Here is a 20,278-nt window from a genome sequence, read left to right as displayed (position 1 = left end):
GCGACCGTCTGCTCAGATACTGACTCCGGTACCTGGTACGGCCGGGGCAGACACCTAGGAGAAACATCATGCCGAAGCCCACCAAGGGTGCCCGTCTGGGCGGCAGTGCCGCGCACGAGAAGCTGCTGCTCGCGAACCTCGCGAAGAGCCTCTTCGAGCACGGCCGTATCACCACCACCGAGGCGAAGGCCCGTCGGCTGCGGCCGTACGCCGAGCGTCTGGTCACCAAGGCGAAGAAGGGCGACCTTCACAACCGCCGTCAGGTGCTCCAGGTGATCACGGACAAGAGCGTCGTCCACACGCTCTTCACCGAGATCGGCCCGCGCTACGAGAACCGTCCGGGTGGTTACACCCGTATCACCAAGATCGGTAACCGCCGTGGCGACAACGCGCCCATGGCCGTCATCGAGCTGGTCGAGGCGCTGACGGTCGCGCAGCAGGCCACGGGTGAGGCCGAGGCCGCCACCAAGCGTGCCGCCAAGGACGCCGAGGCTGCTCCGGTCGCCGAGGAGACCAAGGTCGACACGGCCAAGGCCGAAGAGACCGAGGCTGCGGAGACCGAGGAGTCGAAGGAGGCGTAAGCCGTCCTTTGGCTGCCGGTCCGTCGTGGCTGGTCGCGCAGTTCCCCGTGCCCCTGAAGGGGCGCGTCAGCGGGTCCGTTCCTTTCGAGGGGCGGGCCCGCTTCGGTGTTCTTGAGAGGATCTGTGGGTGAGTGACGAAGTAGCGCCCGGTCATGTCCGTGTCCGTCTCGACCTGTCCTACGACGGGACCGAGTTCTCCGGCTGGGCCAAGCAGGCCGGTGGTCGGCGGACCGTGCAGGGGGAGATCGAGGACGCGCTGCGGACCGTGACGCGGTCCGGGGACGTGACGTACGAGCTGACGGTGGCCGGGCGCACCGACGCCGGAGTGCATGCGCGGGGGCAGGTGGCGCATGTGGATCTGCCCGTGGAGTTGTGGGAAGAGCATCGCGGGAAGCTGCTGAAGCGGCTCGCCGGGCGGCTGCCCAAGGACGTGCGGGTGTGGTCCCTGCGGGAGGCCCCAGCCGGGTTCAACGCCCGGTTCGCGGCACTGTGGCGGCGATACGTCTACCGGGTGGGGGACCGGCCCGGTGGTGTGGACCCGCTGCTGCGCAACCATGTGCTGTGGCACGACTGGGAGCTGGATGTCGCCGCCATGGACGCCGCCGCCGAGTCCCTCGTCGGGGAGCACGACTTCGCGGCGTACGCGAAGAAGCGTGAGGGAGCGACGACGATCCGCGAGATCCTCGACTTCGGGGTGCGGCGGCGGGCGGACGGGGTCGTGGAGATCGAGGTCCGGGCCGACGCGTTCTGCCACAACCAGGTGCGGTCCATGGTCGGCGCGCTGCTGTTCGTGGGGGACGGGCACCGGGGCGTGGAGTGGCCGCGGAAGGTGCTGGACGCGGGTGTCCGGGACAGTGCCGTCCATGTCGTACGGCCGCACGGGCTGACGCTCGAGGAAGTCGGGTATCCGGCGGACGAGTTGTTGGCGGCACGGAACAAGCAGGCGAGGAACAGGCGGACGTTGCCTGCGGCCGGCTCCTGAACCGGCCGCAGGCGGAGCTCACGTCCTGACGGTGAAGTACTGCCAGGCTCCCCACGTGTCGAGGTTGGTGTTGTCCCGGCTGCTGTGCACGTACTGCGCGGCCACCCGGTACCGGTTGTTCAGCCCGTTGGTGAGGGACATCTTCTGGCGGCCGGTGCTGCTGGAGCTGAGGGCCGCGCAGGCCGACGTGGACTGCGTGTGCCAGGCACCGCTGTAGTACCGCTGCACCCGGTACTTGACGCACTGGCCGGCCTTGTTGGGCGCGACGGTGACGTCGAGCTGCTCCTTGGCGGTGCGGTGGTACACCCGGTAGACGGTGCTCCCGATGGTCGTGTTCGTGTAGTAGCCGGACAGCTTCTGCGAGACCCCCGCGTAGGTGTGCACGGCGCGGGCGGCCGTCTTCGGGGCGTACCGGTGGTCGCCCGTGAACACCGCGCTGAACGTGGTGTTGCGGGTGAGCTTGTACGACGCCGTCAGGTTGCCGTTCGAGTCCACCTTGGCGGACTTCACCAGGACCTTGCTGCCGCTGTACGGCTGCGCGTAGATCGCCACCGTACGGCTGTTGTAGGTGGTGCCGAGATGGGCGGTGACCTTGGCGGTCTGGCCGTACTTGTACGTCCCGTGGTCGGTGGCCACCGTCAGGGACGTGGCGGCCCGGGACACCTGGACGGTGGCGCTGCCGCTGCCCTGGGTGTGCGAGAGGTCGCCGCCGTAGGACACCTTGTACACGTTGGCGCCGCCGATCTGCGGGGTGTCCGGGAAGGAGAACGAACCGTCCGCGGCGACCTTCGCGTCCGCCAGCGCGGTGCCGGACGTGTGGCCCAGGTCGGTCTTCGTGACCTTGACGACCCCGCCGGCGGCGAAGGGCGCACCGGAGAGCTTGCCCGACACGGTCAGCTTCTGCGCACGGGGGGCCGTGGCCGGGGCCGTCACGCTGACCGAGGTGGTCAGCTTGGTCACCTGGACGAGACCGGTGGCGTTCGCCGCCGCGTGGGTCGCGTCGCCCGCGTAGCTCGCGGCGTAGGTGTAGGTGCCCTCCGCCGGCGGGGTGTCGGTGAAGGCGAAGGTGCCGTCCGCCTTCGTCGTCACGTCGGGCAGCGCGGTGCCGTTCCGGGTGAGGTGCGCGACCTGGCCCGCGGGAAGGGCCGCGGTCGAGGTCAGGGTGCCGGTGACGGTGAGCTGCCGGCCCGGGACGCCCTTGCTCGGAGCGGTGAGCTGGAGCGAGGTGCTCGCTTTCGGCTCGGTGACTGGCGCCGCCTCGCTGACGACCGGGCCGCTCACCGTCTGCACGTCGGCGGTGTCGCCAGTGGCACCGGAGAAGGCCAGGAGCGCGGTGGACGTCAGCGTCGGTGTCGCGTCCATCACCTGCGTCCCGTCGATCCAGACGTACAGATGGCCGGCGGCGACCTGGAGGTCGACCTGGTGCGTGCCCTGGCGCAGGGCGATCCCGAGGGTGTTCGCCGACGGGTAGTCGATCGCCGGGGAACCGGCCGTGCTGCGGCCCACGGCGACGAAGTTCTGCGTCTTGAGCGTGTCGTTCCAGCCGGTGCCGAACGCCACCACCGTGCCCGGCCGCCCGGCGATGCCGAGGCCGTCACCGGAGTCGCCCAGTGCGGAGGCGGAGTCCTGGGCCGGGTCGAGGAGGGCGAACGTCATGCCCTTCCCGCTGGTGCCGGGGCCGAACTTCGCGGTGAAGGTGGCGCGCAGACCGTCGGTGCGCACCGGCTGGGTGTACACCGCCGAGCCCGCCTGGTAGCTGGTGGCCGGGGTCAGCTGGACCCCGCCGCCGTCGGCGGGTACCGCCGAGCCGTTGGTCTGCCACTTCCCGTCGGCGGTCGAGGTGGTCGTGGCGCTGCCGGTGCCGGTGCCCTTGATCTGCACGTACATGGCGCCCTGGCTGCTGCCGTTCGCGTCGGTGCCGGTGCCGGTGACCTCGTAGAAGGCGCTCAGGTCCGTGCCGGAGCGCGGGGTGAACGTCACGCTCTGCACCGCGGTCTGCTCGGGGCCGATGACCAGGCCCTCCGAGAGCTGCACCGGGCTGTTGAAGTCACCGGTGGGTGCCTTGGCCTTGGTCACCTTCACCGGGATGTTGCCGGTGTTGGTGATCGTGAACGACAGCGACTTCGAGCTGCCGACCGGGACCTGGCCGAAGTCCAGCGAGTCCGTGGAGAACTCCAGGTGTCCCTGACCGGTGATGGCCGTCGCGGTGAGCGGCACGCTGAGCGTGTGCGTGGCGCCGCCGCCGCTGCTGCTGACCACGAGCGCGTCGGTGTCGACCTGGTCGCCGTCCGGTGTGTAGGTGACCGAGAGCACGAACGAGCCGCCGGCCGGTACGACCGTGCCCGTGCCGGGCAGCCCCGAGGCGGAGAAGGCGCCGCCGGGCGCGTCGACCGCGTCGATGGTCTCGGGGGCGGTGCCGGTGTTGGTGACCTGGAGGTTCAGCGTGGAGGTGCTGCCGGTGGGGACTTCCCCGAAGTCCAGGGCGCCGGGTGCGGCTCCGAAGCCGGGCCGGGTGCCGACGCCGTGGACGGCGAAGACCAGCTTCTGGCCGTCGGAGAGGTTCGCGGTCAGGGTGCCGTTGATGCCACCGGTGGTGGTGGGGGCGAAGCTGATCGGTACGTCCAGGGTGGCGTCCGTGGCCAGCGCGGTGGGCCGGTCGGGGGTGGGCACGGCGGACGGGTCGACCGAGAACGCCCCGGAGGCCTTGAGGCCGGTGATGCTGACGTCCTGCGTGGCGGTCAGCTTCATCGTGGCCGCGCTGCTGTCACCCATGCCGACCTGGCCGAAGTTCAGCGAGGCCGCGGTCAGAGCGGTGCGCGCGGGGCTGCCGAAGCCGTAGAGGACACCGTCGCGGGTGCCGACGTAGACCTTGCCGTGGTCGGCGGTCGGGGTGCTGAACTTGGTGGCGGTGCCGATGGGCGCGGACCACAGCAGCTGGAGCAGGCCGTTGCCGTCGGGGGTGGGGCTGTAGGCGCGCAGGCTGCCGTCGGCTCCGGAGGTGTTGCTCGCGGAGGTCATCCACACCAGGGCGCTGGACTCGTCGTCGCCGTCGGAGGTGACCAGGGGGGAGCCGCTGGTGTAGCCGAAGGTGTCCTGGCTCTGGCCGGTCAGGGTCAGCGTGGGCGTACCGCCGTTGCGCACGCCGTACTTGAGGGCGCGCAGCGGACCCTGGTTGCCGACGACGTAGACGTAGCCGCCGTCGCCGCCCCAGAACGCGGGGTGGCCCCACATGCCCTGGTAGGGGCCGGACACGCTCACCGCTGCGTCGCCGCCCTGGGGGCCCTGGCCCATGCCGCCGAGGTTGTCGCGGTCGAGCAGGAAGACCCGCCCGTCCTTGCCCTGCTGGACCAGCAGATGGGGGTGGCCGGCGGTGCCGAAGCCGTCGGGGAGCGCCATCGGGGCGCCCGAGGAGATGTCCTGGTCGGTCAGGTCCAGGGTCGCGGCGTCGCTGGGGCTGAAGAAGTCGGCGGTGCTGAGGCTGTTGTCCGCGCCGACCTGGAGGCGGACGACGGACTCGGCCAGGGTGCCCTGGACGGTCTTGCCGGGGCCGGGCGCCGGGCTGATGCCGTTGCCGGTGCTGAAGAAGATCCGGCCGGAGCCGTCCGAGACCAGTCCGCCGCCGGACTGCCAGATGCCGGCGCCGCCCGTGGTGGCACCGGTCACCGTGGCCCACATCGAGCTGATGTTGTGTCCGGTGGTGCTTACGCCGACGACGTAGCCGCGGTACGGCCAGGCGTCGCAGTGGGCGCCGAAGCCGGCGTAGACGATGCCGTCCATCAGCAGCAGGCCGGGGCGCTGCTGCTGGTAGTAGGCGTCGAAGCTGACGCTCGGGTCGTTGACGGGGCTGCCGGCGATGGTGACCGGCCATCCCGGGCGCTCGGTCCCGGACGCCGGGTCCACGGAGTGCATCAGCCACTTCGGGTTGCGGTGCGTGGCGGTGCCGTCGTCGACCTTGGTGGTGAAGTAGAGGGAGCTGGTGGCGGGGTCGTAGACGGGGGTCGCGGTCGCCCCGATGTCGGGCGTCAGGTCCCCGCAGCCGATCGCCGAGGCGGGCCAGGACGGTCCGTAGTTCTTGCTCCACTCGATCGCGCCGGTGGTGCGGTCGAGGCCGTACAGGGTGTTTCTCTCCGTGACCGCGATCACCTGGTCGCCGAGGACCAGCGGCTGGGCGTAGATCTGCCCGTCCAGCTTGGTGGCGAAGAGCCGGCCGAAGGCGGAGGACTGGACGACCGCGGGGGAGAGCGCGGATTCGTCCTGGTCCCAGTTGGTGCGGAGGTTGTCCACACCCGCGGTGTTCTGGTCGGCCTGGGCGGAGGACGCGATCAGGCTGATCATCGTGCCGATCAGCGCCGCGACGGCCGTGGCGACGACGGACAGCAGCCATGTGCGCCGCCGACCGCGGTGCCTGCCGGTGCGTGCGGGCATGGAAAACCCGGGCAAGACGGAACCCCCCTCTGGTGTCCGCGCCCGGAACGGTCACAGGTACGGCACAAACGTGAAGACTGAGTGGTTGTTCTTATCATCTGTTGACCCGATTGCCCACTGGGGCGACAGCTGTTACCCGTGTGATCCGTGATGAAACCCTCACTTAACAAGAAAGTTGAGGCGTAAAGCGCAAAGCCGGTTATGCTTTCGCGGTCCGGCTGAGAGTTCGATTTATGGGGATGGTCGGTCATCCGGAGGGGTAGGCAGGGCCGGTTCGGCCCTGGGGGGTTTGATGACTAGTGCAGTCGGCACCGCCGCGCGTTCTCGCCGGCGCAGGCGAGTCGAGGAGACCCACGGGCTCCTGCCGCAGCCGCCGGACGACGTGGAGAAGTACTCCTACACGCGCCGCCACCTGTGGGTCCTGACGGCGGGTTCGCTGATCAGCTTCGCCTGCCTCGCGGTGAGCCAGCTCCTGTTCACGGCGTCCAGCCCCTGGTTCTGGCTGACCCTGCCGCTGCTGGCGTTCGTCATCGCGGACTACCTGATCTCGCTGTACCTCGACGGGCTCAGCAAGGACTTCGACGTCAAGAAGCACAAGCGCCTCGTCCGCGCGTGGCAGCCCGCCCGGTACCCGAGCGTGGACATCTTCCTGCCGGTGTGCGGTGAGCCCCTGGAGGTGCTGCACAACACCTGGGTCCATGTGAACCGGCTGGCCGGCAGCTACCAGGGCGTGGTGCGCACCTACGTCCTCGACGACGCCGCCGAGGACGAGGTCGGGGCCATGGCCGCCGACTTCGGCTTCCACTACGTGGTGCGGCCCAACCGCGGCTGGTTCAAGAAGGCCGGCAACCTCAACCACGCCTTCGAGAAGACCGACGGCGACCACATCCTCATCCTGGACGCCGACTTCGCACCGCGCGCCGACCTGCTCGACGAGCTGCTGCCGCACATGGACGACGACGAGAAGGTCGCCATCGTGCAGTCGCCGCAGTTCTTCCGCATCGTCGACGCGCAGAACTGGATCGAGCGGGGCGCGGGCGCCGTGCAGGAGCAGTTCTACCGCTCCGTGCAGACCTCCCGTGAGGACCACGACGGGTCCATCTGCGTCGGCTCGTGCGCCATCTACCGGCGCGCGGCCCTGGAGCAGACCGGCGGCATCACGCTGATCGAGCACTCCGAGGACATGTACACCGGCTTCGACCTGCGGGCGCTGGGCTGGAAGCTGCGCTACGTGCCGGTGGCGCTGTCCGCCGGCGTGTGCCCGGACACGGCAGGCGCCTTCCACAACCAGCAGTACCGCTGGTGCATGGGTTCGCTGGAGCTGCTCACCAGCAAGCGGTTCTGGGAGATGGACCTCAAGTTCAAGACGCGGCTCTGCTACGTCTCGGGCTTCCTCTACTACCTCCAGACCGCCCTCGCCACGTTCATCGCGCCGATCATCCCGCTCGGCCTGATGATCCTGCGCCCGGACCTGATGCGGGCCGAGGCCACCCTCTGGGTGCTGCCGAGCGTCGCCTACGTCACGCTGGTGCTGCCGCTGTGGCACCGGGCGCCGTACCGGCTGGAGGCCTGGGCCGTCCGTGTCATGTACGGGTGGTCGCACGTCTTCGCCGTCTGGGACGTGATGCGGGGCCGCCCCATGGGCTGGAAGCCCACCGGTTCGGCGGGCGCCAAGAAGAACGGCATGCGCCGCTACTGGAACTGCATGATCTTCTGGACCGGCGGCACCGCCGTGGCCTGGATCCTCGTCGCGGCCTGGCGCATGCTCACCCTCTATCCGCCGGACTTCGCGCTGATGATGTCCGCCGGCCTCTTCTACGCCATGGTCGTCGGCCGTGTTCTCGTCCAGCCGCACGCCCAGGAAGTGCAGGAAGCGACCGCATGAGTTTCTCCGTACGCCAGGTACGAGCCCCGCGTCCGGTACGGGCGCTGGCCGCCGTCCTGCTCGCCGGCGCCCTGCTGGCCGGATGCAGCACGTTCTCCGACGAGGGCCGCGCCCAGTACGAGCGCGGCCAGGGCGAGAACCCGGACGCCACCGGCACGGCCGAGGCCACCGGGTCGGCGAAGCCCGAGCCGCCGTACGACGTGCGGCCGCTGCTGGACCCGGAGAAGAAGTACCTGGGGGTGGCCGCCGACGGCGCCCCCGCCAAGATGACGGCCGTCCAGGACTTCGCGAAAAGGGCCGGCAAGAAGCCCAACCTGGTGGAGTTCTACTCGGCCTGGGGTGACCAGTACGAGCAGCGGCTCGTGCAGAACTCCTGGGACTACGGCGCGGTGGCGTTCATCGCCTGGGAGCCGTTCAAGACGAGCCTGAAGGACATCGCCTCGGGCAAGCAGGACGCCTACATCCGCGAGTACGCGCAGTCTGTCGCGGACCTGAACCTGCCCGTGGCGATCAGCTTCGGGCACGAGATGAACGGCTTCTGGTACCCGTGGGGCACCAAGAAGGCCACCGCCGCGCAGTTCACCGCCGCGTACAAGCACATCCACGACATCTTCGACGACGAGGGCGCCACCCAGGTCATCTGGGTGTGGAGCCCGAACGTCACGCACCCGATGCCGGACGTGAAGCTCAAGCCGTTCTGGCCGGGCGACGACTACGTCGACTGGGTCGGTGTCATCGGCTACTACGGGGCCACCGGTCCGAACACGTACAAGACGCTGTACGGCCCGACGATGACCGAGATCCGCGGCTTCACGAAGAAACCGTTCATCATCGCGGAGACCGCCGCCCAGGCCGGTGAGCGCAAGCCCGCCGACATCACGTCCCTCTTCCAGGGGACCGCCGACCGCGACGACGTCATCGGGTTCGTCTGGTTCAACTTCGACAAGGAGACGGACTGGCGCATCAACAGCGGTCCGCTGTCCGAGAAGACGTTCAAGGAGCAGGCCGCGAACCCGGACTTCGGATTCGATGTGACGAAGCCGTGAGCGATCGCACCACGCCCACGTGGGCGGACGAGCCCGAGGTGCACGACCCGTACGGATACGGGCAGCAGTACGGCGACGGCGGCCACGGACCCGCGCGACAGGACCGGCGGCAGGAGCAGCGGGAGAGCCTGCGGCAGTACGCGCAGCAGGCCCCGGCCCGCCCCCGGGCGCAGCAGGCCCACGCGCCCGCGGGGGAACAGGCCGGCGACTACCAGCCCGGCTACTTCACCGAGACCGGCAGCTGGCGCTTCGACGTCCAGGGCCGGACGTCCCAGTACACCGACCAGCAGGCCTACGACACCTTCGCGCCCTTCGACCCGTACGCCTCCTACACCGCCGTCGAGCCCGCACAGGCGGCACCCGCCGCCGCGGAGCCCGAGCCGAAGAAGCCCGGATACACGCTGCCGCCCGTGGCCGAGTCGTCGTGGGCGGTGGACACCCGGCGCAGCAAGCTGCTCGGGCGCGGGGTGCTGCTGTTCATCCTGCTCGTTCAGGCGGGGCTCTCCCTGCGGCTGACCGGGACGGCCTTCCAGGACGAGGCGCTCTACGTCGCGGCGGGCCACTACGAGCTGGCCAACCTGCTGCACGGCACCAAGCTGCCGGTGGACTTCGCGGCCTACTTCTCCGGGCACCCCAAGCTGTACCCGGTGCTCGCCGGTGCCGTGGACAGCTACTTCGGCCTCGCCGGCGTACGCGTGGTCAGCCTGCTGTTCATGCTGGGCGCCACCGCGCTGCTGTACGCGCTGACCCGGCGCCTGTTCAACCTGCGAGCCGCGCTCGGCGCGGCCGCGCTCTTCTCGGTGCTCCAGTCGACGATCGTGCTCGGCAACTTCGCCACCTACGACGCGGCCGCCATCTTCCTGCTCGCGCTGTCCGCCTGGGCGGTGGTGCGCACCGACCGGATGAAGGCCTTCGCCGTGCTGCTCGCGGCCCCGCCGGCCGCGCTGGCGTTCGGCGTGAAGTACGCCTCCGGTCTGTACCTCCCGACCCTGGTGGTGCTCGCGGTGATCACCGCGCACCGGCACCGCGGCATCCGCGCCCTGGGCCGCGGTGTGGTGCTGGGCACGGGCATCGCCGCCCTGCTCGGGATCGGCTACTGGTTCTCCGGTCCGCTGGGCGGCATCAGCTCCACCACCACCGACCGCGCCAAGGGCACGGACACGGCGGCCACGATGCTCCAGCACAGCGCGGAGTGGGGCGGGCTGGTCTTCCTGGCCGCGCTCGGCGGCACGATCGCCTACGTGCTGCGCGGGCGGATGGGCGAGATGCCCTGGATCGAGGGCGAGACCCCGGGGCGCGTACGGCGCGCCGCGCTCGGCCTGGTCCTGACGGGCACCGCGCTGCTCGCTCCCGCCTACCAGATCCACCTCCACACCGAGATCTCGCTCTACAAGCACGTCGGCTTCGGACTGTTCTTCGCGGCGCCGCTGGCCGGCCTCGGCATGGCCCGGCTGGTCGGCCCGCACTTCCGGCATCCGCAGCTCGGGATCCTGCTGTACGTCGCCACCCTCGTGTTCGGCATGGTGCAGGCCCAGCGGGCGTACAGCTTCCCGGACTCCACGCAGATGACCGCGTACCTGAGCACGGTCGTCGACAGGAAGGGCACCTACCTCGCCGAGGAGCAGGAGGTCCCCGCCTACTACCTCCGGGACAAGACCAACTGGACGCAGTGGCAGAACACCTACTTCATGGACTACCGGGGCAAGGACGGCAAGCAGTACACCGGCCCCGACGCGTTCCGCCAGGCCGTCCGTGACGGAAAGTTCGACGCGATCGTGATGCACGGCGACGTCAGCCCGGTGACGTACCAGGCGGTGAAGGAGGGGTTGAAGAACAACTCCCACTACCGGCTGGCGGCCGTGTTCCCGTACACCACGAGCAGCGGAGAGCACGCCTACCGGATTTGGGTGAAGCGATGAGTCCGCACGCCCCCGCTCCCTACGGAGGCGGGTACCCCGACCCCTCGGGCGGCCACGATCCCTACGCCGGGCAGGGCACGTACGCCGGCTCGGCGCAGGGCACCTACGCCGACCCGGGCGCGTACGGCGCTCCCGGGCAGTACGCCGACCGGGGCGGGTATCCGGGAGGGCAGGACACGTACGCCCCCGAGCCCACCGCCCCCGAACCGGTCGACCCTCAGCCGCCCACGGACGAGCCGGCCGCCGAGGAGCCCGCGGCCCGGAAGGGCGGACGGCTCGCCGCCGCGGTGGTCTTCCTGGTGCCCACGGCGCTCGCCCTCGCGCTGATCCTGCACGGGATCGGCGACCGCGAGCTGTGGCGCGACGAGCACGCCACCTGGTGGGCGGCCACGCTGTCCTTCCACGACCTGAGCCTGCTGATCCGCTCCATCGACGTCGTCTTCACGCCGTACTACGTGCTCATGCACCTCTGGATCGCCGTGGCCGGGGACTCCCCGACCGCGATGCGTATCCCGGGTGCGGTGGCCATGGCGGCCTCCGCGGGCCTGCTCGCCCTGCTCGGGCGGCGGCTGTTCACCCCGCAGGCCGGACTGCTCGCGGGGCTCGCCTTCGCCGTCGTGCCGACCACCACGCGGTACGGGCAGGAGATCCGCCCGTACGCCTTCGCGGTGGCCGCGGTGCTGCTGTCGACGCTGCTGCTCGCCAGGGCGCTGGACAAGCCCTCGTTCAAGGTGTGGGTCGCCTACACGCTGTCGGTACCCATGATCGGCTGGAGCCACCTGGCCTCGATGGCCGTCCTCGGCGCGCATCTGGTGATGATCCTCATCGCCCGGCGGTCCGGTGACAAGATCGTGGGCTGGGCCTTCGCCGCGGCCTGCACGCTGGGCCTGTGCTTCGTCATCCCCATGGCCGTCTCCGGCTCGGGGCAGAGCGGACAGATCGCCTGGAACAATCCGACGGTCAAGGACCTGCTCGACTTCCCGAAGAACCTCTTCGGGACCTGGGCGGTGGCCGTGCCGGTCATGGCGCTCGGCGCGCTCGGGCTGTTCTTCGCCGGACGGCGTGCCCTTCCGCTGGCCGTCTGGATCGTGCTGCCGCCCGTGGCGACCTACGCCACCGCCGCGCAGCTGCACCTCTTCCTGCCGCGCTACCTGCTCTTCACCGCACCCGCCTGGGTCCTGCTCGCGGCCGTCGCCGTGGTGCGGATCGCGGGACCGGTGGCCGGGGCGAAGGCCGGCACGGGAGCGGCGGTGCGGCGGGGCTTCGGCTGGGTACTCGTGGCGGCGGCAGTCGCCGGGCTCGCCTTCCAGGCCCTGCCCGGCATCCGTGAGACCCGGTACAACGCCCTGGGCGAGCCCGACTTCCGCGGCGCCGCCCAGCTCATCGAGGCCGGGCAGAAGAAGGGTGACGGCATCGTCTTCAGCGGTGTGATGTCCGAGCGCCGGGCCATGGACTACGAACTGCGCGACGACGCCGGCCGCCCGCGCGACTCGCTGATGTACCGCACGCCCCAGCAACTGGGGTCGTTCGGCGCGCTCGAATGCCCGGACGCCGCGAGGTGCCTGGCCAAGGCCGACCGGCTGTGGCTCGTGTCGACGACGCTCGACGGACAGCCGTTCAGCGGCATGCCGAAGACGACGGCGAAGGCGATCCGGAAGAGCTTCAAGGTCGTGCGGACCAAGAAGCTGCCATACCTCCAGCTCGTGCTCCTCGAAAGGACACGCGCGGCGACGGACGACCCGTCCGCGGACAGGGACGACGCCGCCAAGCGCAAGGTGCATACCTGAGTTGGGTTCCGGACGCGGGACGACCCGTGTCCGGCGGGGGGAGCAATCAATTGGGGAGGGAAAAGAAGATGACGTACGACGTGGGGGCGGACGTGGCTGTCACCGTGGTGATGCCCACGTACAACGAGGCCGCCAACCTGCCGCGCATGGCGGAGCTGGTGCTCGGGCTGCCCATCGAGGGGCTGCACCTGAAGGTCGTCGACGACTCCAGTCCGGACGGCACCGGACGGATCGCCGAGGAGCTCGCCGAGAAGTACAACTGGGACGGGCGGCGCCGGATGAGCGTGCTGCACCGGACCGAGAAGGACGGTCTCGGCCGGGCGTACGTCGCCGGCATGAGCGCCGCGCTCGACGAGGGCGCCGAGTACGTCGTCCAGATGGACGCCGACGGCAGCCACCCCGTGGAAGCGGTCCCACGCATGCTCGGTACGGCCCTGGCGTCCGGGGTCGGCCTGGTCGTCGGCAGCCGGTACGTGGAGGGCGGCTCGCTGGACGAGGACTGGGGCAGGCACCGCGTGCTGCTCTCGCGCTTCGCCAACCGCTACGCCCGGACCGTGCTCGGCACCAAGATCAGGGACATCACCGCCGGGTTCAACCTGTGGTCGGCCGCCACGCTGCGGGACATCGATCTCACGACCCTGGACAGCGCCGGCTACAGCTTCCAGGTCGAGCTGAAGTTCAAGGCCGTCCGGGCCGGACACAGCGCCGTGGAGATCCCGATCCGCTTCGAGGAGCGCACCGAGGGCGTCTCGAAGATGAATCTCTCGACGCAGATCGAGTCGGCGGTGATGCCCGTACGGCTGCGACTGCGCAACCGACGGGGCTGAACGGGACGGTGAGCAGCGGACGTCACGCGCTTCCCTCCCGATTCGGGAAGCTGTACCGCGAGATCGCGAAGTTCGGCATGGTGGGTGCCTCGGGCTTCGTGGTCAACCTCGCGGTCTTCAACCTCATCCGGACCGTCACCGAGTGGCAGACCGTCCGGGCCAGTGTCCTGGCCACGGTCGTCGCGATCCTCAGCAACTACCTGGGCCTGCGGTACTTCGCGTACCGCAACCGTGACCAGGAGGACCGCAACAGCCGCAGGAAGGAGCTGACGCTCTTCCTGCTGTTCAGCGCGATCGGCCTGGTGATCGAGAACTCGGTCCTCTACGCGACGACCTACGGGCTCGGCTGGGACGGCACGCTCGCCACCAACGTCAGCAAGTTCCTCGGCATCGGGATCGCGACCCTCTTCCGGTTCTGGTCCTACCGCACCTGGGTCTTCAGGGCCACGGGGAGCCGACGGACCGCTGACGAGTCCCCCGACCCCGTCGTGCCGTACCCCGAGCCTGCTCTGAGCGGCTCCTGGGAGCGTGGCTGACCTGAGTCGGCCGCTGATCTGATCCGGCCGGAGTGACCCGGCGCGCCCTCGGGGGGCGCCGGGTCACTCGCCCGCCGCGGTGGAGGCCTGCGCCTCGCCCCGGCGGTGGATCTGGCGGAAGGTGAACTCGGCCAGGTTGTCGCCGATGCTGAAGACCGCGGTGTCCTTCTCCGTGACGTTCTTGCCGCCCGCGAAGCCGGAGATGGTGAAGTAGGCGTAACGGCCGTAGGAGTTCGAGGTCGTGCGGCAGATCGCGGCGTTGCAGAACGGCTTGACCGCGCCGCCGGACAGCGACTTCACGATGTCCTTCTTGGTGTCGACCTGCCCCTTGGCCTTCTGCGCCTGGGCCTCGGTGTCGAAGACCGCCACACCGACCGTCACCGAGACGCCGTCCTTGGTGTAGCTGACGCGCATGAACTGGGTGCAGCCGTCGGCCTTGAGGATCTTGCCGAGGCTCGCCTGGACGGTGTCCGCGGCCGCGCAGTTCTTGGTGTCGGAGGTCTCGCCCTTCTTGTACACGGTGGAGCCCATGGTCAGCTGGGTCCCCGGGAAGAGGAGCCTGGCGCTGAGCGGGGCCGTGTCCTTGGCCTTGCTGGCGATGAACTCCTTCGGGTCCAGCGGCGGCGGGGCGCTGGTCGGCGCGAACGACGGCGCGGTCCCGGTGGCGCTCGGGATGTCGGCGGTCGCCGGCAGCGACGAGGTCGGCTTGTTGGCCTGGTCGTCTCCGTTGTTCGCCGACACGACGGCCATCGCGACGGCGGTGCCTATGCCGACCGTGGCGAGCGCGCCGCCGACGATGAAGAACAGCCGACGGCGCCTGTTGCGGATCTCGGAGGCCTCGGCGAGCGCGGCCCAGTCCGGAGTCTGCTCGCCCCCGCCGCTGCTCCACGGCTGCTGCGACTGCGGTTTCCAGGGATCCCACTGGGACGGGGGTCCCCCCTGCTGCCCAAAGCTCATGGGGCGCATCTTAGACGGGGGACGGAGGGTGCTGTCGGGCCTGTGGACACCGGCCCGGGGGACCTTTCCGGCACCCGTGCACATCTCGGCCGCGAAGCTTTCCGCGACGGCCGGAAAGGTGTCTGCACCGGCCCGCCCGAGGGGTGGCTCGGGGCTCGTTTTGACCCGTCCGTGGGGGCGCGGGTATCCTGCTTCTTCGTTGTGTATAGGCGCGCTCGTTCTCATGCGAGAGGCCTCTACCTAGGTTCCCTGGAGCAGTTACCAGTGGGCGGCATACGGGCATCGTCCCGGCATATTTGTCGTCCCCAGCTGCACGATCGCTTCAGTGATGCCATGTGTCAGCACCCATCCACTGAAGAAGAAGGCTGCGAAGTGCGTACGTACAGCCCCAAGCCCGGTGATGTGACTCGCCAGTGGCACGTCATTGACGCTCAGGACGTCGTCCTGGGCCGTCTGGCTACCACTGCCGCGAACCTCCTCCGTGGCAAGCACAAGCCGACCTATGCCCCGCACATGGACATGGGCGACTTCGTCATCATCATCAACGCCGACAAGGTTCACCTGTCCGGCAACAAGCGGACCCAGAAGATGGCGTACCGCCACTCCGGCTACCCGGGTGGTCTGCGCTCGGTCCGTTACGACGAGCTCCTCGACAAGAACCCCGAGAAGGCCATCGAGAAGGCCGTCAAGGGCATGATCCCCAAGAACAGCCTGGGCCGTCAGATGCTCACCAAGCTGAAGGTCTACTCGGGCGACCAGCACCCGCACGCTGCCCAGCAGCCGGTGCCGTTCGAGATCACCCAGGTCGCGCAGTAAGTCCGGCCACCCCCTAAGACTGAAGAGAATCTGAGGAGCATCGTGGCCGAGACCACCGTCGAGACGCCCGTCGAGGGCGAAGAGATCGTCGACATCGACAGCTACACCACCGAGTCCGAGGTCCCCGTCGAGGGCGACTACACCTCGGAGTCGCTCGCGGGCCGCTTCGGTGACCCGCAGCCCGCGGCCGGCCTGGGCCGTCGCAAGAACGCCATCGCCCGCGTCCGGATCGTCCCGGGCACCGGCAAGTGGAAGATCAACGGTCGCACCCTCGAGGACTACTTCCCGAACAAGGTGCACCAGCAGGAAGTCAACGAGCCCTTCAAGGTGCTCGAGCTCGAGGGCCGCTACGACGTCATCGCCCGCATCGCGGGTGGCGGTGTCTCCGGTCAGGCCGGTGCCCTGCGCCTCGGCGTGGCCCGCGCGCTGAACGAGGCCGACGTGGACAACAACCGCGGCGCCCTCAAGAAGGCCGGCTTCCTCCGCCGCGACGACCGTGCGGTCGAGCGCAAGAAGGCCGGTCTCAAGAAGGCCCGCAAGGCCCCGCAGTACAGCAAGCGTTAAGCTTCGCTGCCTGTCTGCTCGTACCGGCTCGTATCCGCGGGTCAGCAGTACGTCCGTTCGCCCCGGCGGCACGCCACAGTGCCGTCGGGGCGTTCGTTTATCACTGCCTGAGGCGTATAACGGCACAAGGCGCTCAAAGGCTCATGTGATCGGATGATCTCCGTAACTGACGCTTCCCCAGGAGGACAAGTGGGACGACTCTTCGGCACGGACGGCGTGCGCGGTGTCGCCAACGCGGATCTGACGGCTGAGATGGCGCTCGGTCTGTCGGTCGCGGCGGCGCACGTGCTGGCCGAGGCGGGTTCGTTCGAGGGCCACCGGCCTACGGCGGTCGTCGGACGTGATCCCCGCGCGTCCGGGGAGTTCCTGGAGGCCGCCGTCGTCGCGGGCCTCGCGAGCGCCGGCGTGGATGTGCTGAAGGTCGGCGTCCTGCCCACGCCCGCGGTGGCGTACCTCACCGGCGTCCTCGGCGCCGACCTCGGCGTCATGCTCTCCGCGAGCCACAACGCCATGCCCGACAACGGCGTCAAGTTCCTCGCCCGCGGTGGCCACAAGCTCGACGACGAGCTGGAGGACCGGATCGAGGCGGTCTACGACGCGCACCGGCACGGTGAGCCGTGGGAGCGGCCGACCGGTGCCGGAGTCGGCCGGGTGCGGTCCTACGGCGAGGGGTTCGACCAGTACGTGGCGCACCTCATCGCCGTACTGCCGAACCGGCTGGACGGGCTGAAGATCGTCCTCGACGAGGCGCACGGCGCCGCCGCCCGGGTGTCGCCGGAGGCGTTCTCGAGGGCCGGGGCCGAGGTGATCACGATCGGGGCGTCTCCGGACGGCCTCAACATCAACGACGGCTGCGGGTCCACCCACCTCGACCTGCTGAAGGCGGCGGTCGTCGAGCACGGGGCCGCGCTCGGCATCGCGCACGACGGGGACGCGGACCGGTGCCTGGCCGTCGACCACACCGGTGCGGAGGTCGACGGCGACCAGATCATGGCCGTGCTCGCGCTGGCCATGAAGGAGCGGGGCGCGCTGCGGTCCGACACGGTCGTCGCCACGGTCATGTCCAACCTCGGGTTCAAGCTGGCGCTGGAGCGGGAGGGGCTGCGGCTCGTCCAGACCGCGGTGGGGGACCGGTACGTCCTCGAGGAGATGAAGGAGCACGGCTACGCGCTCGGGGGCGAGCAGTCCGGGCACGTCATCATCCTGGACCACGCGACGACCGGGGACGGGACGCTGACCGGGCTGATGCTTGCCGCTCGGGTCGCGGAGAGCGGGCGGTCGCTGCGGGAGCTGGCGGGTGTGATGGAGCGGCTGCCGCAGGTTCTGATCAACGTGCCTGACGTGGACCGGTCCCGGGTGTCGACGTCCGCGGAGCTGGCGTCCGCGGTGGCGGAGGCGGAGCGGGAGCTCGGTGAGACGGGGCGGGTGTTGTTGCGGCCGTCGGGTACGGAGCCGTTGGTTCGGGTGATGGTCGAGGCGGCGGACATTGATCAGGCGCGGTCTGTTGCCGGGCAGTTGGCGGATGCGGTGAAGTCTGCGCTCGGCTGATCTCCGGGTTCGGGGGGGGGGTCTGTGCTTTGCGGGCTGCGGCGCCGTCGTGGCTGGTCGCGCCCACGCGGCGGAGCCGCATATCGGACAGAGCCCCGCGCCCCTAACGGGGCTTTCGCCAGAGCCACTTCTGGAGGAGCAGGGTCGTGATGCCTGCCAGGACGATGCCCAGCAGGTTCAGCAGGAGTTGTTCCGTGGACCCCCAGGCCTGCTTGTACTCGCTGTAGCTGAAGGCCACCGCGGCGTTGGCGGCCGCGGGGACCGTGGTCACCGAGATGGCCACGCCCACCAGGGCACCCGACTTGGCCGAGGTCAGGGAGAGGGTGCCCGCGCAGCCCGCGAGGACGGCCACGACGAACGAGAACCAGTCGGGGCGGTAGATGAAGTTGGTGTTGGGGCGTTTCGCGTCCAGCTGCTCTGCGCTGAACAGGTGCACGGCGTCCATGAAATAGCTGAAGCCGACCGTCACGAGCATCGCCGCCGCGAAGCCCACGAGCAGCGCCGTCAGGGACCGCAGCGCCAGGCGGGGATGACGTTGGACCAGGGCCGTGCAAACGCCTGCCAGCGGGCCGAACTCCGGGCCCACCGCCATCGCGCCCACGATGAGGATCGCGTTGTCGAGGACCACGCCGCAGGCCGCGATCATCGTGGCGAGGACGAGGAAGGCGAGGTAGGTGACGGAGAGCGTCGACTCCTCGTGGGTGGCGTCCGTGAGGTGCTCCCACAGGACCGCGTCGGCGCCCTCGCCGGGGGCTTCGTCCTCGGCCTTGTCGGCCCGCTTGGAGAGCGACAGGTCGATGTTCTCCACGGCGATGGAGCCGGACTTGTCGAGGTCCAACTCCCGTAGTGCACCGATGAGTTCGTCACCGGCTTCGCGGGCCACGTCACACATCACGACGTCGCCGGCCGGGTTGCGGGCGGCGCCCGGCAGCACGACGAGGTGGGTGGTGCCGACCGTGTTCTCGATCAGGCGGACCACGTCGTCGGTCTTCCCGGCCGGTGTGATGAGGCGCAGATGCAGCATGACGCCCTTTCTAACAGGCGCCCGTGATCAGAGTTTGCGGAGGCTGAGCTTGCGCACCTTGTGGTCCTGGCCCTTGCGGATGACGAGGGTGGCCCGGCCGCGGGTGGGGGCGATGTTCTCCACCAGGTTGGGCTTGTTGATGGTGCGCCAGAGGGTGCGGGCGTAGTCGAGGGCCTCCTCCTCGGACACCTGGGTGTACTTCCTGAAGTACGACTCGGGGTCCTGGAAGGCGGTCTGGCGGAGCTTCTTGAACCGGCTCAGGTACCAGCGCTCGATGTCCTCGGTGCTCGCGTCGACGTACACGCTGAAGTCGAAGTAGTCGGCGAGACCGACGCGGGTGCGGCCGTCCGTGCCGGGGAGAGCGGGCTGGAGGACGTTCAGGCCCTCGACGATCAGGATGTCGGGGCGGCGGACGGTGAGCTTCTCGCCGGGGACGATGTCGTAGATCAGGTGGGAGTAGACCGGCGCCGAGACCTCGTCCTTGCCCGCCTTGATGTCGGCGACGAAACGGGTCAGCGCCCGGCGGTCGTACGACTCGGGGAAGCCCTTGCGGGACATCAGACCGCGGGCCTGGAGTTCCCGGGTGGGGAGCAGGAAGCCGTCCGTGGTGACGAGCTCGACGCGGGGGTGCTCGGGCCAGCGGGAGAGCAGGGCGCGCAGGAGCCGGGCGACGGTGGACTTGCCGACGGCGACCGAGCCCGCGACGCCTATGACGAAGGGGGTGCCGGACTGGGAGCCCTGTTCGCCGAGGAACGTGTTCAGCGCCCCTCGCAGCCCGTCCGTGGCACCGACGTAGAGGTTGAGCAGCCGGGACAGCGGGAGGTAGATGTCCCGCACCTCGTCGAGGTCGATGACGTCACCGAGACCGCGCAGCTTCTCGACCTCCTCGGCGTTCAGCGGAAGCGGCGTCTTCTCACGCAGCGCACTCCACTCGGCTCGGGTGAGGTCGACGTAGGGAGTCGCCTCCGGCTTGTGCCGGTGGGCGCTCCGGGGCATCGGGGAGACCGGAGAGATCACAGTCCATTGTTAACGGAGTTTGAACGGGGTGGGGGGTGGGGTGGGTCACGTCGGCGGCGGTGCCGCAGGTGACGCAGTACGGACGGATGCCGGAGGCCGGGGCGGCTGTGGCCTGGATCGGGCCCCTACGGACCCAGCCTCGTTCCTGGCCGCAGCGGAGGCAAGGGAAGTCGGACGTCTTCAGGTGACCGGTCGCCTACGGGTCGGGGCGGTACGGGAACCAGGGGGTGACCGGGCGAGGGCGGGCTCCGGCTGGGGGCGACGACCTGCGCGATCGCCCGTCCCGTGAGGGCCGCGGGCGGAACCGTGATCGCCTCGGCCGGGAAGTACCCCCCGGGGGGGGGTGTCTGCGGTCGGCCTCGTT

Annotated in this window: 15 protein-coding genes; 11 read left to right on the top strand and 4 right to left on the bottom strand. The window is 69.8% G+C overall.

What is annotated here, in order from left to right:
• Positions 1-68 precede the first annotated feature (68 nt).
• Positions 69-581 carry a 50S ribosomal protein L17 gene (rplQ, locus tag IF54_RS0111515; protein ID WP_030317301.1) on the top strand — a complete coding sequence of 171 codons (513 nt, stop codon included), beginning with the start codon at positions 69-71 and terminating at the stop codon, positions 579-581.
• 127 nt (positions 582-708) lie between these two features.
• Positions 709-1,563 (top strand): tRNA pseudouridine(38-40) synthase TruA, encoded by an 855-nt coding sequence (truA, locus tag IF54_RS0111510; RefSeq protein ID WP_030317299.1) that lies wholly within the window; start codon positions 709-711, stop codon positions 1,561-1,563.
• Positions 1,564-1,581: 18 nt separating this feature from the next.
• Here truA and IF54_RS0111505 read toward each other — a convergent pair whose 3' ends face one another.
• A complete protein-coding gene (locus IF54_RS0111505) occupies positions 1,582-5,988 on the bottom strand; it encodes a choice-of-anchor D domain-containing protein (protein WP_030317297.1) in 4,407 nt (1,468 codons plus the stop codon).
• A 292-nt stretch (positions 5,989-6,280) separates the two neighbouring features.
• Here IF54_RS0111505 and IF54_RS0111500 point away from each other — a divergent pair, with 292 nt between their 5' ends.
• From IF54_RS0111500 to IF54_RS0111475, 6 genes are all read left to right on the top strand, one after another.
• Positions 6,281-7,873, top strand: a complete 1,593-nt coding sequence (locus tag IF54_RS0111500; RefSeq protein ID WP_051735405.1) for a glycosyltransferase family 2 protein — start codon at positions 6,281-6,283, stop codon at positions 7,871-7,873.
• Positions 7,870-8,919, top strand: coding sequence for a glycoside hydrolase family 26 protein (locus tag IF54_RS0111495; RefSeq protein WP_030317294.1), 1,050 nt, complete (start codon positions 7,870-7,872; stop codon positions 8,917-8,919). The genes IF54_RS0111500 and IF54_RS0111495 overlap by 4 nt, the downstream gene beginning before the upstream one ends.
• Complete coding sequence (locus IF54_RS0111490) at positions 8,916-10,838, top strand: ArnT family glycosyltransferase (RefSeq protein WP_234438964.1); 1,923 nt, start codon at positions 8,916-8,918, stop codon at positions 10,836-10,838. Before IF54_RS0111495 ends, IF54_RS0111490 begins: the two co-directional genes overlap by 4 nt.
• Positions 10,835-12,625 carry a glycosyltransferase family 39 protein gene (locus IF54_RS0111485; RefSeq protein ID WP_030317292.1) on the top strand — a complete coding sequence of 597 codons (1,791 nt, stop codon included), beginning with the start codon at positions 10,835-10,837 and terminating at the stop codon, positions 12,623-12,625. Before IF54_RS0111490 ends, IF54_RS0111485 begins: the two co-directional genes overlap by 4 nt.
• Positions 12,626-12,693: 68 nt before the next feature.
• Positions 12,694-13,452 (top strand): polyprenol monophosphomannose synthase, encoded by a 759-nt coding sequence (locus IF54_RS0111480; RefSeq protein WP_030317290.1) that lies wholly within the window; start codon positions 12,694-12,696, stop codon positions 13,450-13,452.
• A gap of 8 nt (positions 13,453-13,460) precedes the next feature.
• A complete protein-coding gene (locus IF54_RS0111475; RefSeq protein WP_051735404.1) occupies positions 13,461-13,988 on the top strand; it encodes a GtrA family protein in 528 nt (175 codons plus the stop codon).
• 63 nt (positions 13,989-14,051) lie between these two features.
• Here IF54_RS0111475 and IF54_RS0111470 read toward each other — a convergent pair whose 3' ends face one another.
• The gene (locus IF54_RS0111470) at positions 14,052-14,945 is read right to left on the bottom strand and encodes a hypothetical protein (protein WP_030317288.1); all 894 of its coding nucleotides are present in this window, start codon (positions 14,943-14,945) and stop codon (positions 14,052-14,054) included.
• Between the two features lie 372 nt (positions 14,946-15,317).
• Here IF54_RS0111470 and rplM point away from each other — a divergent pair, with 372 nt between their 5' ends.
• From rplM to glmM, 3 genes are all read left to right on the top strand, one after another.
• Positions 15,318-15,761 (top strand): 50S ribosomal protein L13, encoded by a 444-nt coding sequence (gene rplM / locus IF54_RS0111465; RefSeq protein WP_028809313.1) that lies wholly within the window; start codon positions 15,318-15,320, stop codon positions 15,759-15,761.
• A gap of 42 nt (positions 15,762-15,803) precedes the next feature.
• Entirely contained in the window at positions 15,804-16,325 is a 522-nt protein-coding gene (gene rpsI, locus IF54_RS0111460; protein ID WP_030317286.1) for a 30S ribosomal protein S9, read from the top strand.
• A 189-nt stretch (positions 16,326-16,514) separates the two neighbouring features.
• The gene (gene glmM, locus IF54_RS0111455) at positions 16,515-17,873 is read left to right on the top strand and encodes a phosphoglucosamine mutase (protein ID WP_030317284.1); all 1,359 of its coding nucleotides are present in this window, start codon (positions 16,515-16,517) and stop codon (positions 17,871-17,873) included.
• A 103-nt stretch (positions 17,874-17,976) separates the two neighbouring features.
• Here glmM and IF54_RS0111450 read toward each other — a convergent pair whose 3' ends face one another.
• The gene (locus IF54_RS0111450) at positions 17,977-18,897 is read right to left on the bottom strand and encodes a DUF389 domain-containing protein (protein WP_030317282.1); all 921 of its coding nucleotides are present in this window, start codon (positions 18,895-18,897) and stop codon (positions 17,977-17,979) included.
• Positions 18,898-18,924: 27 nt separating this feature from the next.
• Positions 18,925-19,893: a type I pantothenate kinase gene (gene coaA, locus IF54_RS0111445; RefSeq protein ID WP_051735403.1), complete on the bottom strand. Its 969-nt coding sequence runs from the start codon at positions 19,891-19,893 to the stop codon at positions 18,925-18,927.
• Positions 19,894-20,278: the final 385 nt, after the last annotated feature.

The organism is Streptomyces sp. NRRL B-3229 (genome assembly GCF_000719505.1).
Classification (GTDB): Bacteria; Actinomycetota; Actinomycetes; order Streptomycetales; family Streptomycetaceae; genus Streptomyces; species Streptomyces griseorubiginosus.
The sequence above is the reverse complement of the archived record's forward strand: the minus strand, read 5'-3'. Positions and strand labels throughout refer to the sequence as shown.

Bases quoted from the DNA above. Each gene is read 5' to 3' on its own strand.
- IF54_RS0111450 (WP_030317282.1), bottom strand. From the start codon at position 18,897: ATGCTGCATCTGCGCCTCATCACACCGGCCGGGAAGACCGACGACGTG.
- IF54_RS0111485 (WP_030317292.1), top strand. From the start codon at position 10,835: ATGAGTCCGCACGCCCCCGCTCCCTACGGAGGCGGGTACCCCGACCCC.
- coaA (WP_051735403.1), bottom strand. From the start codon at position 19,893: ATGCCCCGGAGCGCCCACCGGCACAAGCCGGAGGCGACTCCCTACGTC.
- IF54_RS0111480 (WP_030317290.1), top strand. From the start codon at position 12,694: ATGACGTACGACGTGGGGGCGGACGTGGCTGTCACCGTGGTGATGCCC.
- IF54_RS0111505 (WP_030317297.1), bottom strand. From the start codon at position 5,988: ATGCCCGCACGCACCGGCAGGCACCGCGGTCGGCGGCGCACATGGCTG.
- IF54_RS0111470 (WP_030317288.1), bottom strand. From the start codon at position 14,945: ATGAGCTTTGGGCAGCAGGGGGGACCCCCGTCCCAGTGGGATCCCTGG.
- IF54_RS0111495 (WP_030317294.1), top strand. From the start codon at position 7,870: ATGAGTTTCTCCGTACGCCAGGTACGAGCCCCGCGTCCGGTACGGGCG.
- rplQ (WP_030317301.1), top strand. From the start codon at position 69: ATGCCGAAGCCCACCAAGGGTGCCCGTCTGGGCGGCAGTGCCGCGCAC.
- IF54_RS0111500 (WP_051735405.1), top strand. From the start codon at position 6,281: ATGACTAGTGCAGTCGGCACCGCCGCGCGTTCTCGCCGGCGCAGGCGA.